General features: G+C 71.2%; 16 protein-coding genes and 1 pseudogene. 9 read left to right on the forward strand and 8 right to left on the reverse strand.

Going from position 1 to position 14116, the window contains the following annotated elements; genetic code table 11:
* The 3 genes and pseudogenes from VLI41_RS16415 to mmcB all read left to right on the forward strand — a co-directional run.
* Positions 1–680: pseudogene (locus tag VLI41_RS16415) on the forward strand (ferritin-like domain-containing protein); the annotation flags it as partial.
* Between the two features lie 145 nt (positions 681–825).
* Positions 826–1356 carry a lipocalin family protein gene (locus VLI41_RS16420; RefSeq protein ID WP_325269167.1) on the forward strand — a complete coding sequence of 177 codons (531 nt, stop codon included), beginning with the start codon at positions 826–828 and terminating at the stop codon, positions 1354–1356.
* Between the two features lie 58 nt (positions 1357–1414).
* The gene (gene mmcB / locus VLI41_RS16425; RefSeq protein WP_325269168.1) at positions 1415–1870 is read left to right on the forward strand and encodes a DNA repair putative endonuclease MmcB; all 456 of its coding nucleotides are present in this window, start codon (positions 1415–1417) and stop codon (positions 1868–1870) included.
* 48 nt (positions 1871–1918) lie between these two features.
* On the opposite strand, the gene VLI41_RS16430 is transcribed toward mmcB, so the two are convergent.
* Complete coding sequence (locus VLI41_RS16430) at positions 1919–2896, reverse strand: NAD(P)H-quinone oxidoreductase (protein ID WP_325269169.1); 978 nt, start codon at positions 2894–2896, stop codon at positions 1919–1921.
* An 84-nt stretch (positions 2897–2980) separates the two neighbouring features.
* Here VLI41_RS16430 and VLI41_RS16435 point away from each other — a divergent pair, with 84 nt between their 5' ends.
* Positions 2981–3187, forward strand: coding sequence for a DUF1192 domain-containing protein (locus tag VLI41_RS16435; RefSeq protein WP_325269170.1), 207 nt, complete (start codon positions 2981–2983; stop codon positions 3185–3187).
* Between the two features lie 92 nt (positions 3188–3279).
* The gene (locus tag VLI41_RS16440) at positions 3280–3780 is read left to right on the forward strand and encodes a DUF1465 family protein (protein ID WP_325269171.1); all 501 of its coding nucleotides are present in this window, start codon (positions 3280–3282) and stop codon (positions 3778–3780) included.
* Positions 3781–3899: 119 nt separating this feature from the next.
* Here the strand turns inward: VLI41_RS16440 and rpmE are convergent, their stop codons facing one another.
* Positions 3900–4124, reverse strand: a complete 225-nt coding sequence (gene rpmE / locus VLI41_RS16445; protein ID WP_297696579.1) for a 50S ribosomal protein L31 — start codon at positions 4122–4124, stop codon at positions 3900–3902.
* Positions 4125–4242: 118 nt separating this feature from the next.
* Here rpmE and VLI41_RS16450 point away from each other — a divergent pair, with 118 nt between their 5' ends.
* On the forward strand, positions 4243–6090 hold the full coding sequence (locus tag VLI41_RS16450) for an ABC transporter transmembrane domain-containing protein (protein WP_325269172.1): 1848 nt from the start codon (positions 4243–4245) through the stop codon (positions 6088–6090).
* Here the strand turns inward: VLI41_RS16450 and VLI41_RS16455 are convergent.
* Together VLI41_RS16455 and VLI41_RS16460 are read right to left on the reverse strand one after the other, a co-directional pair.
* Positions 6087–7163, reverse strand: coding sequence for a glycerophosphodiester phosphodiesterase (locus tag VLI41_RS16455; protein ID WP_325269173.1), 1077 nt, complete (start codon positions 7161–7163; stop codon positions 6087–6089). The genes VLI41_RS16450 and VLI41_RS16455 overlap by 4 nt on opposite strands.
* A gap of 26 nt (positions 7164–7189) precedes the next feature.
* On the reverse strand, positions 7190–7984 hold the full coding sequence (locus VLI41_RS16460) for an inositol monophosphatase family protein (protein WP_325269174.1): 795 nt from the start codon (positions 7982–7984) through the stop codon (positions 7190–7192).
* Positions 7985–8067: 83 nt separating this feature from the next.
* Here VLI41_RS16460 and VLI41_RS16465 point away from each other — a divergent pair, with 83 nt between their 5' ends.
* The gene (locus VLI41_RS16465; protein ID WP_325269175.1) at positions 8068–8493 is read left to right on the forward strand and encodes a GFA family protein; all 426 of its coding nucleotides are present in this window, start codon (positions 8068–8070) and stop codon (positions 8491–8493) included.
* On the opposite strand, the gene VLI41_RS16470 is transcribed toward VLI41_RS16465, so the two are convergent.
* The 4 genes from VLI41_RS16470 to VLI41_RS16485 form a co-directional block, all read right to left on the reverse strand.
* A complete protein-coding gene (locus tag VLI41_RS16470) occupies positions 8480–9319 on the reverse strand; it encodes an enoyl-CoA hydratase-related protein (RefSeq protein ID WP_325269176.1) in 840 nt (279 codons plus the stop codon). The genes VLI41_RS16465 and VLI41_RS16470 overlap by 14 nt on opposite strands.
* A gap of 39 nt (positions 9320–9358) precedes the next feature.
* Entirely contained in the window at positions 9359–10009 is a 651-nt protein-coding gene (gene thiE, locus VLI41_RS16475; protein WP_325269177.1) for a thiamine phosphate synthase, read from the reverse strand.
* 144 nt (positions 10010–10153) lie between these two features.
* A complete protein-coding gene (gene cydB, locus VLI41_RS16480; protein WP_325269178.1) occupies positions 10154–11182 on the reverse strand; it encodes a cytochrome d ubiquinol oxidase subunit II in 1029 nt (342 codons plus the stop codon).
* Entirely contained in the window at positions 11179–12582 is a 1404-nt protein-coding gene (locus VLI41_RS16485; RefSeq protein ID WP_325269179.1) for a cytochrome ubiquinol oxidase subunit I, read from the reverse strand. The genes cydB and VLI41_RS16485 overlap by 4 nt, the downstream gene beginning before the upstream one ends.
* Before the next feature lie 175 nt (positions 12583–12757).
* Between VLI41_RS16485 and VLI41_RS16490 the strand changes: the two genes are divergently transcribed.
* Together VLI41_RS16490 and VLI41_RS16495 are read left to right on the forward strand one after the other, a co-directional pair.
* Positions 12758–13318: a TspO/MBR family protein gene (locus VLI41_RS16490; RefSeq protein ID WP_325269180.1), complete on the forward strand. Its 561-nt coding sequence runs from the start codon at positions 12758–12760 to the stop codon at positions 13316–13318.
* A 70-nt stretch (positions 13319–13388) separates the two neighbouring features.
* Complete coding sequence (locus tag VLI41_RS16495; RefSeq protein ID WP_325269181.1) at positions 13389–14078, forward strand: hypothetical protein; 690 nt, start codon at positions 13389–13391, stop codon at positions 14076–14078.
* Positions 14079–14116: the final 38 nt, after the last annotated feature.

Raw genomic sequence — 14116 nt, forward strand, 5'->3', positions numbered from 1 at the left:
TCGCCAAGTACATCAAGGCGCGCTGGGGACGGCCCGGCCCCTGCGGCGTCGCGCTGAAGAAGCTGCTGGTCGACATCATCGAGGCGCCCGAGGTCTACAAGAAGATCGTCGGCATGCAGATGCTGGTCGAGGGCCTGGCCATGGGCGCCTTCGCCAACGGCTACAAGCACAACCGCGATCCGGTCGCCAAGAAGCTGTTCCAGCTGGTGATGACCGACGAGGCCTTCCACCACAAGTTCGGGAAGATCTGGGCCGACCGCACGGTGCCGCACCTGAGCCAGGCCGAGCGCGATCTGGTGGAGGACTGGACCGCCCACTGCGCCCAGAAGCTGCTGTTCGACCGTGGCGACCCCCGCCAGTCGGCGGAAATCTACGGCCGCTTCGGGCTGGATCCCGAGCGGGTGATCGCCGACATCGTCCAGCGCCGCAAGGAACGCGACCCGACGCGCAAGTTCAAGGGTGAGACCAACGTCTTCCGGGTGCTGATCAAGACCCTGCTCAACGCCGGCCTGATCACGCAAAGGACCCGCGGCTTCTACGCCATGTACGTGGACATGGACGAGCTGGCCGGCGAGGGCTCGCGCATGCCCGGCGACGACATCGCCGAGGAAGGCATCCGCTACCTGCAGGCGATCAACTTCAAGGACCGCGCCCGGCCGGTGACGATCGCGGCGGAATAGCCGCGGCGGTGACAGACGCGAAACGCTTCTGAACGGCGCTGTCATCTGAGGTTAAGCTTGGGCGCCTATCTTGCGTCCAAATGACCCGCCGCCCGGACTCGCCGGACGGTTTGCAGATCGCGGTTCCGTCTCTATCTGGGGCGTCATGCTGAAGCGAATCCTCGTCTCCGCCGCCGCGCTCGCCGCCTGCTCGGTCGTCTCGCCCGCGCTCGCCGCCCCCGCCGCCGCGGCGCCCAGGATCGAGCTCGCCCAGATGACCGGCCGCTGGTACGAGGTGGCCCGCACGCCGAACCAGCTGCAGCGCGGCTGCGAGGCCGGCACCTCCGACTGGACGCGCTCGCCGGGCGGGTTCGCGGTCGTGCAGGCCTGCCACAAGGGCGCGCCCGACGGGCCGGTCTCCCAGTGGCGGGCGCGGGCCCGCGTCGCCGATCCGGTGACCAACTCGGTGTTCAAGATGAGCTTCTTCGGCGGCCTGGTCTCGAAGGAGTACCGGGTGCTGGACCACCGGCCCGACCAGGGCTGGCTGATCCTCGCCACCGACGACGGCCATTATCTCTGGCTGATGTCCCAGAAGCCCACCCTGCCGGCGGCGATCCGCGCCCAGGCGCTGGCCCGCATCAAGCAGCTCGGCTTCGACGTCGGACGCCTGGAATTCCCGCCGCCGCCGCGCAGCTGAGGCGCACGCCGTCATCTCCGCTTGATCTGGGAACGGAGCCGGAACAGAGTCGGCCGGCATGGACGTCTCGGTCACCGTCGTCTCGGTCTCCCGCCCCGAGACCACCGCCGCCGTCACCCGCGGCGCGGCGCGGCTCTTGACCGCGCTCGGCTACGCGCCGCTGGCCGAGGTGACGCTGCCCAACGGCCGCCGCGCCGACCTGATGGCGCTCGGGCCCAAGGGCGAGATCTTCATCGTCGAGGTGAAGTCCAGCCTCGAGGACTTCCGCACCGACCAGAAGTGGGGCGATTACCTGCCCTACTGCGACGCCTTCGCCTTCGCCGTCGCCCCGGAGTTCCCGCGCGAGGCGCTGCCCGAGGCGCCCGGCCTGATCGTCGCCGACGGGTTCGGGGGGGCGATTCTCAGGGAAGCGCCGGTCGCGGCGCTGGCCGGCGCGCGGCGCAAGGCGCTGACCATCGCCTTCGGCCGGCTGGCGGCGCTGCGCGCCGAGGGCGTGCAGGCGGTCGAGCTGTAGTGCAAATCGGCCATGACGGATTTGGATTTAGAGGGCGCGAATTCGTCGTCAGGTCACCAGCACGATCTTGCCGACGAAGTCGCCGCTCTCCATCAGCGCGTGGGCCTTGCCGGCCTCCGCCAGTGGGAAGGTGCGGTCGACCAGCGGCTTGACCTTGCCGGCCTCGATCCACGGCCAGACGACGCGCTCGACGGCGGCGGCGAGGCGGGCCTTCTCATCGGCATCGCGCGGCCGCAGCGTCGAGCCGGTGACGACGGCGCGCTTCTGCATCAGGCGGAACACCGGGAAGCTGATCTCGCCGCCGCCCAGCGCGGCGATGAAGACGATGCGGCCGCCGGTCTTCAGCGCATCGAGCTCCTTCGGGAAGTAGTCGCCCGCGACCATGTCGAGGACCACGTCGAGGCCGCCCTCGCGCTTGGCGACTTCGGCGAAGTCCTCCGCCGTCGCATCGACAGCGACGTCGGCGCCCAGTCGTTTGGCCTCCCGCGCCTTCTCCGCCCCGCGGGCGGTGGCGATCACCTTGGCGCCGGCGGCCTTGGCCATCTGGATGGCGGTCGTCCCGATCCCGGAGGTCGCGCCGTGCACCAGGAAGGTCTCGCCCGCCTTGAGCCCGCCGTGCTCGAACACGTTGGCGTAGACGGTGAACACCGTCTCCGGCAGGGCCGCCGCCTGGACGAAGTCGAGGCCCTTGGGGATCGGCAACGCATGCCGCGCATCGCAGGCGGCATACTCGGCGTAGCCGCCGCCGCCCAGCAGCGCGCAGACCGCATCGCCAGCCTTCCAGCGGCCGGCCGGCTCGACGACCTCGCCCGCGACCTCCAGGCCGATGGTGGGGGGCGCGCCCGGCGGCGGCGGATAGCCGCCCAGCCGCTGCAGGATGTCCGGCCGGTTGACGCCGGCCGCCTTCACCGCGATCAGGATCTGCCCCGGCTTCGGCTCGGGACGGGGAATCTGCACCGCGCGCAGCGCCTCGGCGGGGCCCTTGCCGCCTTCGACGCCGATCGCGGTCATGGTCGATTGGCTCATGGGTGTGGCTCTCCCGGACTTGCGAAAGGCTCGCGTGCGCGCTTGGATAGCGCCCAAACGGGGGCCGGCAAAGGAGGCTCGCGCATGGAAGAACCGGCGGAAGTTCGGGTGGTCCGCGGCCAGCGGCTGACCGAGGCGGTCCGCGAGGACCTGGAGCTGTTCGGAGTCGTCGAGCTGCAGGAGCGGCTGGACATCCTGCGCTCGGAGATCGCGCGCGTGGAGGCGCACATCGAGCGTAAGCGGGCGGGCCGGGCGGCGGCCGACGCCCTGTTCGGCGCCAGGTCCGGCTGAAGCGGCCGGGATTGGCACGGCGGTTGCACGCGGTCCCGTCGACCAGACGGCGCCGTGCGGCGACGGGAAGGCTAGAGGGGGCCGACGCCCAGATGTTCGACGCAAACGCCGCACGCCTGCGCGCCGAGGTCATCCAGGACTTCGCCCGCTCGGAGCTCTTCGAGCGCACCTTCGTGGAAGGCATGGAGCTGGTGGAGGAGACCGCCGGCTACCTGGACGGCGCGGGGCGGCAGGCCTCCAAGCTGCTGTCGCGCAACGCCGCGCTGGCCTACGCCTCGCAGAGTATGCGGCTCACCACCCGGCTGATGCAGATGGCCTCCTGGCTGCTCGTCCAGCGGGCGGTGCGCGAAGGCGACATGGCCGCGGAAGCCGCCTGCGAGGAGCGCTACCGGCTCTCCGAGGCGGCGTCGGCCGAGACCGGGGGCGAGAACGAGCTGCCGCGCGAATTGCTGGCGCTGACCGGCCGCGCCGAGCGCCTCTACGAGCGCGTCCGCCATCTCGACCGACGGATGTACGTCGAGGCGCCGGCCGAGGAGGAGCCGCATCCGGTGCTCTCGCAATTCGACCGGCTGAAGCAGGCGTTCGGGGGTTAGAGTCTTTCGATCCGGCTGGGGGGCTGGGGGAACGGAAAAGCCGCGGAGGGCGACCTCCGCGGCTTTTCTTGTCGGCTTGGATCGCCGCATGCGCGGGGATCACTCCGGCTGGCGCCGGGTCATTTCCGCGTGAAGGCGCCGAACTTGGCGTTGAAGCGCGAGACGCGGCCGCCGCGGTCGATCAGGTGCTGGGCGCCGCCGGTCCAGGCCGGATGGGTGCGCGGATCGATGTCCAGCTGCAGGGTCGCGCCTTCCTTGCCGTAGGTCGAGCGCGTGCGATAGCTCGTGCCGTCGGTCATCACCACGGTGATGAAGTGGTAGTCGGGGTGAGCATCTTGTTTCATCGCGCGGACGCCTGACGTAAAGCTGCGGCCAAATGGCAAAAAGCCGCCGGGGCGGCGGCCCGAAAGAGCCCGCGCCTATAGCTGAAACCCCGGCGGAAATGCAAGGTTTGAGTGGGTCATGAGTGAACCGTCGGCCGCGGCCGCGGCGCCGGGGCGGCCGAGCAGCGGCCAAGCGCTTGTCCAGGACCTCAGCGAGGCGGCGGCGCGGCGGCCGCGCAGCCGCAACATCACCGCGCTGCGCAGGCTGGCGCCGTTCGTCGCCCGCCATCGGCTGGACGCGCTGCTGGCCGGCCTCTTCCTGCTGATCTCCTCCAGCGCGACGCTCGGCATCACCGGCGGCGTGCGGCTGCTGGTCGACCACCTCACCGGCCCCAGCGCCTCGCCGGCCGGGGTCGACCGCTGGTTCCTGCTGCTGGGCGCCATCGCGCTCACCCTGGCGCTCGCCAGCGCCGGCCGCTATTTCTTCGTCACCAAGCTCGGCGAGCGCGTCGTGGCCGACCTGCGCAAGCTCGTCTATCGCCACATCCTGACGCTGGATCCGGCCTTCTTCCTGCACACCCGCACCGGCGAGGTGCTGTCCCGCCTCACCACGGACATCCAGATCGTCGAGACGCTGGTCTCCACGTCCATCTCGGTGGCGCTGCGCAACCTGGTGATGCTGGTGGGCGCGCTGGCCCTGATGCTGGCGGTGAGCCTCCGGCTGACTGGGCTGGTGCTGCTCCTGATCCCCGTGGTCATCGTGCCCTTGTTCCTGTTCGGCCGCCGGGTGCGCGCGCTCACCACCTCCGCGCAGGACCAGTTCGCCGACGCCGTGGGCTACGCCGGGGAGACGCTGGACGCCCTGGAGACCGTGCAGGCGTTCGGCCGCGAGGGCCGCGCGGCGCAGGGCTTCGGCGCGGCGGTGGAGGCGGCCTTCCGCACCTCGCTGCGCCGCATGTCGGCCCGCTCGGTGATGACCGCGCTGGTCATCGCGCTGATCTTCGGCGGCGTGGTGGTGATCTTCTGGCTGGCCGTGCACCAGGCGCTGGCGCACGCGATGAGCTGGGGCGTGCTCTTCCAGTTCGCCTTCCTGGCGGTGCTCGCGGCGAGCTCCGTTGGCCAGCTCGGGGAGACCTGGGGCGACGTGCAGAAGGCGGCCGGCGCCATGGAGCGCATCGGGGAGCTCTTGGACGCCCGCCCGGCCGTCGCCGCGCCCGCCGAGCCCCGGCCGCTGCCCATGCCGCCACGCGGCGAGCTCGCCCTGCAGGACGTGACCTTCGCCTATCCCGGCCGGCCGGACCTGCCGGCGCTCCGGGACTTCAGCCTGCAGGTGAGCCCGGGCGAGCGGGTGGCGCTGGTCGGTCCCTCGGGGGCCGGCAAGAGCACGGTGCTGCGCCTGCTGCTGCGCTTCTACGATCCGCAGGCCGGGCGCGTGCTGGTGGACGGCGTCGACGTGCGCCAGGCCGATCCGGCGCAGGTGCGCGCCCGCATGGCGCTGGTGGCGCAGGATTCGCCGCTGTTCTCCGGCTCGGCCGCCGACAACGTGCGCTTCGGGCGTGAGAACGCCGCGCCCGACGAGATCCGCGCCGCGGTGCGCGCCGCCCAGGCCGAGGGCTTCCTGGCGTCCCTGCCGCAAGGGCTCGACACGCCCGTGGGCGAGCGCGCCCGGGCGCTTTCCGGCGGCCAGAGACAGCGGCTGGCGATCGCCCGCGCCCTGCTTCGCGAAGCGCCGATCCTGCTGCTCGACGAGGCGACCAGCGCGCTGGATGCGGAAAACGAGCGGCTGGTGCAGCGCGCGCTGGATGAGGCCATGCAGGGCCGCACGACCCTGGTCATCGCCCACCGGCTGGCGACCGTGCTGAAGGCCGACCGCATCGTGGTGATGGAGGAGGGCCGGGTGGTCGAGCAGGGCCGCCATCACGAGCTGGTCGCCCGCGGCGGCCTCTACGCGCGGCTGGCCGCCCTGCAGTTCGGCGAGGCGGCTTAGCGCTTCCATGCCGCCAGGTAGCGGTCGCGCGCCGCCACGTTGAGGGCCGTGAAATCGCTGAACAGGCCGTCGATCCCGGTCGCGTAGAGGGCGCTGTAGAGGGCGTCCACGTCGCCGTGCTCCGCCGGCGAGGCGCCGCGGCGAAGCTTCGCCGGCAGGAAGGCGTTCTCGGCCCGCACCGTCCAGGGATGCACCGCCAGCCCCTTCGCGTGCGCCTCGGCGACCAGCGGCGTGGCGGGGCCGAGGCTCCCGTCAATGACCGGGACCACCATCGGCCACTCCGGCCCGATCCCGTCGGCGTAGGCCGCCACCTGCCTCAGCCCGGCCGCGCCGGTCATCTCCCTGTAGCTGAGGTTCGGGGCGTCGGCCGGCCCGCCCGTGGTCTGGACGAGCTGGATGAGCGGAGCCTTCGAGAGCGTGCGGAAGGTCTTCAGCGCGCCCACCTCGAAGCACTGAACGAACACCGGGGCGGTGCGGGAATCCAGACCGTTCCGCCTCAGCGCGTCGAGCAGCCGATGCTCCAGCGGCAGGCCGATGGAGGCGAAATAGGTGGGGTGCTTCATCTCCGGATAGGTGCCGATCGGCCGCCCCACGCGGCGGCTCTCCGCCTTCGCGAGGTCGAGCATCTCCTGGTAGGTCGGGATGGCCTCCAGGCCGTCGAACCTGGCGCTGCTGGGCCTGAGCTGCGGCAGCCGCTCGCGGGCGCGCAGGGTCTTCAGCTCTTGCAGCGTGAAGTCGTGGGTGAACCAGCCCGTGAGCTTCTCGCCGTCGATGACCTTGGTGGTCTTTCGGGACGCGAATTCCGGATGCTTCGCGACGTCGGTCGTGCCGCCGATCTCCGGCTCGTGGCGGACGACGAGGTGGCCGTCCCGGGTCGGGACGAGATCCGGCTCGATGAAGTCCGCCCCTTCGGCGATCGCCAGCCGGTAGCCCATCAGGGTGTGTTCGGGCCGCTCGCCGCTGGCGCCGCGATGGGCGATGGCCAGCGGGCGCTTCCTCTTGGGCGCGGCGCGTGCGCGAGACGCGGCGAGGGCGGGCAGGGCGGCCGAGAGGGTGCGGCGAGTCAGGTCCATGCCGCGAGCTTAGCCGTATTCGGGGCCTATTTCGCGGCCTGCAGCCGCTCCAGGAGCCGTGCGTGGATATCCAGGTTGCCGGCGCAGACCGAGCCGGAGCCCACCGCGTCTTCGGCCCCGTCGGCGTTGCTGACCCGACCGCCGGCCTCGGCGACCAGCAGCACCCCGGCCGCCACGTCCCAGGACGACAGGTCCCGCTCCCAGTAGCCGTCATAGCGGCCGGCGGCGACCCAGGCGAGGTCGAGCGCCGCCGAGCCGAAGCGCCGCACGCCCGCCACCTTCTGGCTCACCTGGTGCAGCTCCTTGAGGAACCGGGCGTGCTGGCCGTGGCCCAGGAAGGGGATGCCGGTGGCGATCACCGCCTCCTCCAGCCGGGTGCGCTGGGCGACGCGCAGGCGCCGGTCGTTGACGAAGGCGCCCTTGCCCTTCTCGGCCCAGAACATCTCGTTGGTGGCGGGATTGTGGGTGATCGCCGCGACCACCGCGCCCTCGCGCTGCAGGGCGATGTTGATCGCGAAGTGGGGGATGGCGTGCAGGAAGTTGGTGGTGCCGTCCAGCGGATCGACGATCCAGGTGTGGGTCTTGTCGGTGCCCTCGACGAGGCCGCGCTCCTCGGCCAGGAAGCCGTAGCCGGGCCGCGCCTTGGAGAGCGCCTCGAACAGCACCTGCTCGGACTTCAGGTCGGCGGCGGAGACGAAGTCGGCCGGCGCCTTCTTGGCCACCACCAGCGCGGAGAGCTCGCCGAAATCCCGGTTGAGACCGCGCGCGGCCTTGCGCGCGGCGTCGCTCATCACCTTCAGGAGGGCCGACTGGGTGGACATGGGGCGCGGACCCTATTTGCGCGGGTCTGGCAAAGCAAGGTTGCGGCGCCCAAGTCTGGAGCCGAGCGAACGAGGGGCAGGTCATGGCGGAAGATCGGGTTCGCGAGGCGAGCTGCGCCTGCGGCCAGTTGAAGATCCGGCTGCGGGGCGAGCCGGAGTACGTCTCGAGCTGCGCCTGCCAGCAATGCCAGCGCCGGACCGGAAGCCCCTATGGCGTCACCGCCTTCTTCCTCGCCGAGCAGGTGGTCTCCCATGCGGGCGAGGCGGCCCAGTTCCGCCGAACCGCCGAAAGCGGCAACGACCTCACCTTCCGCTTCTGCCCGAACTGCGGCTCGACGGTCTGGTGGGAGCCGCATGGCCGGCCCGGGCGGATCTGCGTGGCGTGGGGCGCCTTCGCCGATCCCGAGTTCCCGCCGCCCCAGCGGCTGATCTGGACGGACCACAAGCCGGCCTGGGTCGGTGCGCCCCCCGGCGCGCCGGAATTTCCGCGCGGGCCTACGCCACGCTGATCTTCGCGAAACGCGGCGGGCGCTTCTCGACGAAGGAGGCGACCCCCTCCTTGAAGTCGTCGCGCGCCAGGCTCTCGTCGATCCAGCCGGCGGTCTCGGCCGCGGCGTCGCCGAGCTCCCGGTTCAGGTGCCGCCAAACCTGCTTCTTCATCATCATCAGCGCGATGGGGGCCGAGGTTCCGGCGATGGCGCGCAGATAGGCCCGGGCCTCGACGGCGGCCTGGCCGGGCTCGCAGAGCCGGTTGGCCCAGCCCATCCGATGGGCCTCGGCCGCCTCGATCCGGCGCGAGCTCCAGAAGATGTACAGCGCGTTGGAGGGCCCGACCAGGCGCGGCAGCATCCAGCTCGTGCCGTGCTCGGCGATCAGGCCGCGCGGGGCGAAGGACGAGACGATCCGCGCGCCCTCGTCCATGAAGCGCATGTCGCAGAAGGTGGCGTAGCTGAAGCCCAGGCCCGCGCAGACCCCGTTCACGGCCGCGATCAGCGGCTTTCTCAGCCCCAGGAAGTAGGCCGGCGAAGCCCGGTAGTTCGGGTCCTGGTCGGGATTGCCGGGCTCGGCCTTCAGGTGCTCGTGGCGCTCGGACAGGATCCGCCCCGCCGCGCTCATGGCCCCCAGCGCGTTCATGTCGACGCCGGAGCAGAAGCCGCGGCCGGCGCCCGTCAGCACCGTGCCGATCACCTCGCGATCGCGTTCCGAGGCGTCCAGCGCATGGCGGACCTCGGCCTGGGTGAGGTCGGTCAGCGCATTCAGCGTCTCGGGCCGGTTCAGCGTGATGGTCGCGACCGGACCATCGATCTCGTAGAGGATCTCGGCGTAGGCGGTCATGGCGGGCTCCCGTCCGGCGGAGCGCCCAGAATGCGCCGGCTAGCCGCGCTCGGCGAGGCCTCTTGCGATCTCGGCGGTCAGCGCCTTCACCGCCGCGGCCGGGCCGTCGCCGTGCGACCAGACGCCGGCCGAAACCGCCAGGAAGTCCGCGCCGGCCGCGGCCAGGCCCGCGGCGTTCGCCGCCTGGATGCCGCCGATCGCCACGCAGGGGGTCTGCATGCTCTCCTGCCAGATCGAGAGGATCTCCGGATCGGCGCGGGTCTTGGCCGCCTTGGTGGCTGTCGGAAAGAAGGCGCCGAAGGCGACGTAGTCGGCGCCCGCCTCCGAGGCTTCCATGGCCAGGTGGCGGCTGTCGTGGCAGGTGACGCCGACGATGCCCTCCTTGCCGAGGAGCCGCCGGGCTTCGGCGTAGGGCGCGTCGTCCTGGCCGATATGGACGCCGTCGCAGCCGAGTTTCGCGGCCAGATCCGGGCGGTCGTTGAGGATCACCGCGACGCCGCGGGCCTGGGCGATCGGCGCCAGCGCATCCACGGCGGCGGCCACCACGTCGTCGGGCGCGTCCTTCAGCCGGATCTGCAGCGCCGCGACGTCGCCGGCGTCCAGCGCATGGCTGAGCGCGCGACCGAATCCCGCCAGGTCGTCGAGCCGGGGCGGAGTGATCAGGTAAAGGCGGCAGATCGGCGGGGCCATGGCCCCTCATACAGTCAGCGGAGCAGGCTTTTCAGCAGAAACGCCACGGCCGCGGTCGAGATGGCGCTGCCGGCGGCGATCGCGGCGAACCACGCGAGGCGAACCGCAAGCGGCGGCCGCGGCGCGCCGGGCTCCGGCGGGGGCTCAATGATAGAGCCGCGCATCCGCTCCCACCTTGCCGCGGAACACGTAATAGACCCACAGGCTGTAGCCGATGATCGCCGGCAGCAGGATCACCCCGCCGCCCAGCAGCAGGCCCAGGGCGTTGTCGGCGTTGGCCGCCTGCCGGAACGTCAGGACGTAGGGCACGACATAGGGGAAGAAGCCAACCGCCAGGCCGAGGTAGCCGGAGGCGAACACCAGCAGCGCGCCGAAGAACGGCCAGAAGTGCGCCCGGCGGCGCAGCGCGAGGGCGATGACCGCCAGGCCCAGTCCGCCCAGCAGGGGGATGGGCAGCCGCGGCGCGAGCTGCGTGAGGTCCACCCGGCCGCCGGAGAGGCCCCAGCGGGCGGTGATCTCCGGATGGACCACGAGGGTGGCTGCGCTGACGAGCGCCAGCAGGACGGCCACCACCGCCGCCGAAATCCAGGCCCAGCCCCGCGCCCTTTCGTGCAGCTCGCCCTCGGTGCGCCAGACGAGCCAGCAGGCGCCCAGCAGCGCGTATCCGGCCACCAGCCCGGCGGCCACGACGAGGCTGTAGGTCGAGAGCCAGTCGAACGGCCCGCCGGCGAACCGCCCGCCTCGAAGGCTGATGCCCTGGATGAAGCCGCCCACGACGAAGCCCTGCGCGAGCGTGGCGGCGATCGAGCCTGCCGCGAAGGCGCCCGTCCAGAACCGCTTGCCCGCCCGGCGGCCCCTGAGCCGGAACTCGAACGAGACGCCCCGGAAGATCAGCGCCATCAGCATCAGCAGGATCGGCACATAGAGCGCCGGCATCACCGCGGCATAGGCGAGCGGGAAGGCCGCGAACAGGCCGCCGCCGCCCAGCACCAGCCAGGTCTCGTTGCCGTCCCAGACCGGCGCCACGGTGTCCATCATCAGGTCGCGCTCGGCGGGGCTTCCGGCGAAGGGGAACAGGATGCCGATGCCCAGGTCGAAGCCGTCCAGCATCACGTACATCAGGACGGCGATCGCGAGGATCGCGGCCCAGATGAGCGGCAGGTCGAGGCTCACGGGACCGGCTCCGGCTCGTCGGGCGCGGCGGCGAGCGCATAACCGGGCGGACGGCCGCGGAGCGGCGGCTCGGTGTCGGCGTGCGGCGCCGGGACCGGCCCCTCGGCCACGAGCCGCAGGATGTAGAGCGCGCCCACGCTGAACACGATCGCGTAGATCACCAGGAAGGCCAGGAGCGAGAGCGAGACCTCGGCCGCCGTCACCGGCGAGGCGGATTGCGCGGTCCGCAGGACGCCATAGATGGTGTAGGGCTGGCGGCCCACCTCCGCCACGACCCATCCCGCGATCACCGAGATGAAGCCCGCCGGGCCCATCAGCACGCAGGCCCGCAGGAACAGGCGGTGGCGCTCCGGCGCGCCGCGGGAGGTGAGATAGCCGCCCCAGAATCCCAGCGCGATCATGAGAAGCCCCAGCCCCACCATGATCCGGAACGCCCAGAAGACGATGAACACCGGCGGCCGGTCATCTCGCGGGAACGATTTCAGGCCCCGGATGAAGGCGTGGGCGTCGCCCGCGGCGATCCAGCTGCCGAGCTCCGGTACCTCGACCGTGAGATGGTTCATTTCCTGCGCGCGGTCGGGCCATGCGGCGATGTGGAACGGCTGCTCGGATCGGCTCTCCCAGAAGGCCTCGATGGCCGCGAGCTTGGCGGGCTGCACCACCAGCACCTGTTTGCCCGACAGGTCGCCGACCACCAGCTGCAGCGGGGCCACCAGGGCGAGCATGCCGATCGCCATCTTCAGGCCCAGGCAGGACTCCCCTTCCTCCACATCGCGCAGCAGGCGCCAGGCTGACGCGGCGCCCACCATGAGGGCCGTCGAGAGATACGCCGCCAGCACCATGTGCACGAAGCGATAGGGGAAGGTCGGCGAGAAGATCACGGCCATCCAGTCGGTCGCCCGGAGCGCGCCGTTGGCGAGCCGCACATAACCCGCCGGATGCTGCATCCAGCTGTTGGCCGATATGATCCAGAAGGCCGAAGTGAGCGTGCCGAGCGCCACCAGCACGGTGGCCGCGAAATGCAGGCCGGGACCGACCTTGCGCCAGCCGAACAGCATGACCCCGAGAAAGCTCGACTCGAGGAAGAAGGCGGTCAGCACCTCGAAGGCGAAGGCCGGGCCGATCACCGGGGCGGCGAGGGCGGCGAAGGCGCTCCAGTTGGTGCCGATCTCGTACGAGATGACCACTCCGGAGACGACGCCCATTCCGAAGGAGATGGCGAAGATCTTCAGCCAGAAGAGGTAGAGGTTGCGGAACGCCTCGTTGCGCGTCGCCAGCCACAATCCCTCCAGCACCGCAAGGAAACTCGCGAGGCCGATGGTGAAGGCCGGAAAGATGATGTGGAAGGCGAGCGTGAAGGCGAACTGAAGGCGCGACAGCAGCAGCGCGTCGAAATCCATCTCGCCCTCGATCCGCGCTCGATTGTTCAGCGCGGCGTTCGCAGTCTCCAACGCACGATCGAGGCGGCCGGGCCTGCGGCAGACTGTCACGCTCGCCGCCGCGCCCAGCTTCACCGGAACCAAGCCCGCGGCCCGCGGTTTTCGGAGGCGAGCCGGAGGGATGCTGGGAGCTGGGATGCAAGCCGCCCGAACCGTGCGCGGGGCCGTGGACCGCCTCGTCAACAGTCGGGGCCGCTCCCTGCAGCACCTGCTGCTGGGACTGGGCCTGACCGCCGCCGCCGTCGGCCTCTCGGCGCTGATCGCCAGGGCCAATGCGCCCAGCGAGGCCAATCCGGAGGTCTATTCCGAGTTCGAGACGCCGGAGTCGCCGAAGGCCAAGCCGCCTCGGGCGGTGTTGTCCCTGATCTGGCCGCCGCTGTTCATGGCTCTGACGCTCTCCGGCCTCAGGATCTGGAACGCGCCGAAGAGCCCGCAGCGGACCCAGGCGCTCACGCTGTGGAGCGTCGTTCAGGCGATGAACGCGCTCTGGATGGCGCTCGGTCCGCGCCGCCTGGGCGGCCAGCTCGCCACGGCGACCGCGGCATTGGGCACGGCGGGCGCCTACGTCTGGCGGGCGAAGAAGGTGGATGCTCCGGCGGCGAGCATGGTCGCGCCCTACGTCGGCTGGATCGGCTTCGCCAACTTGCTCAGCGAGGAGCTCCGGCGGAAGAACGAGGCCAAGCCCACGATCCACTAGCGTCACGGCGCAGCTGAAATCCCAACGCCGTTGTTCGAAGACGGGGGGCGAATCCGGAGCCCGTCCGCCCATGTCCCGGCCAGATCCGTTCCGCGCCGCAGGCCTTGCCCTGGCGGCCGCCCTGCTCATCGCGGCGACCGCGCCCAATATGCCTGCGGCCACCGCCCAGCGCAGCGCCTTCGCCGCCGCCTTCGTCGAGGCCCTGCACTCGCAGGACGCCGCGCGGGTGACGGCCAACTACCATCCTGCCGTGCGGGCGTGCATGACGCCGCAGACCCGCGCCTTCTTCGATGTCATCGTGGCGGACGATCTTCGCAATGGCCGCCGGATCGGCGCCTACAAGCTGACCGCGCTCAAGCCGGTGACGGGACCGCCCGCCCTGATGGGCCTGCCGGCGGACGGATTCGCCTATCCCGTGGCTCCGACGCACGAGATGCAGGTCGAAACCAAGACCGGCCCGACCAGCGCCTTCGTGCTGCTCCGCTACCTCGCGCCCGCCAGCGGCCGATGGTACGTCGTCTACCCCTGCCCCAACGCCCGCGGCATGCAGTTCATGGCCCGCAGGACGGAGGAGCGCGAACGGCAGATCGACGAAGGCCGCAAGCTGGCGGCCAGCCTGCCGCCCGAGCTTCGCCGGGAGCTCTCCGGGCTGCTCGCGAAGGGCCATCTGATCGATGCGATCGCGCGCTACCGGCAGGCCACCGGCGCCGACGACCAGAGCGCACACCGGGTGATGGCGGCGCTGGAGGCCGCGCAATAGTCCGACTTCAGGGCCGGTCCTCGGGGCCGAAACGGTCG

The organism is Phenylobacterium sp., from assembly GCF_035475775.1.
Lineage (GTDB): Bacteria > Pseudomonadota > Alphaproteobacteria > Caulobacterales > Caulobacteraceae > Phenylobacterium.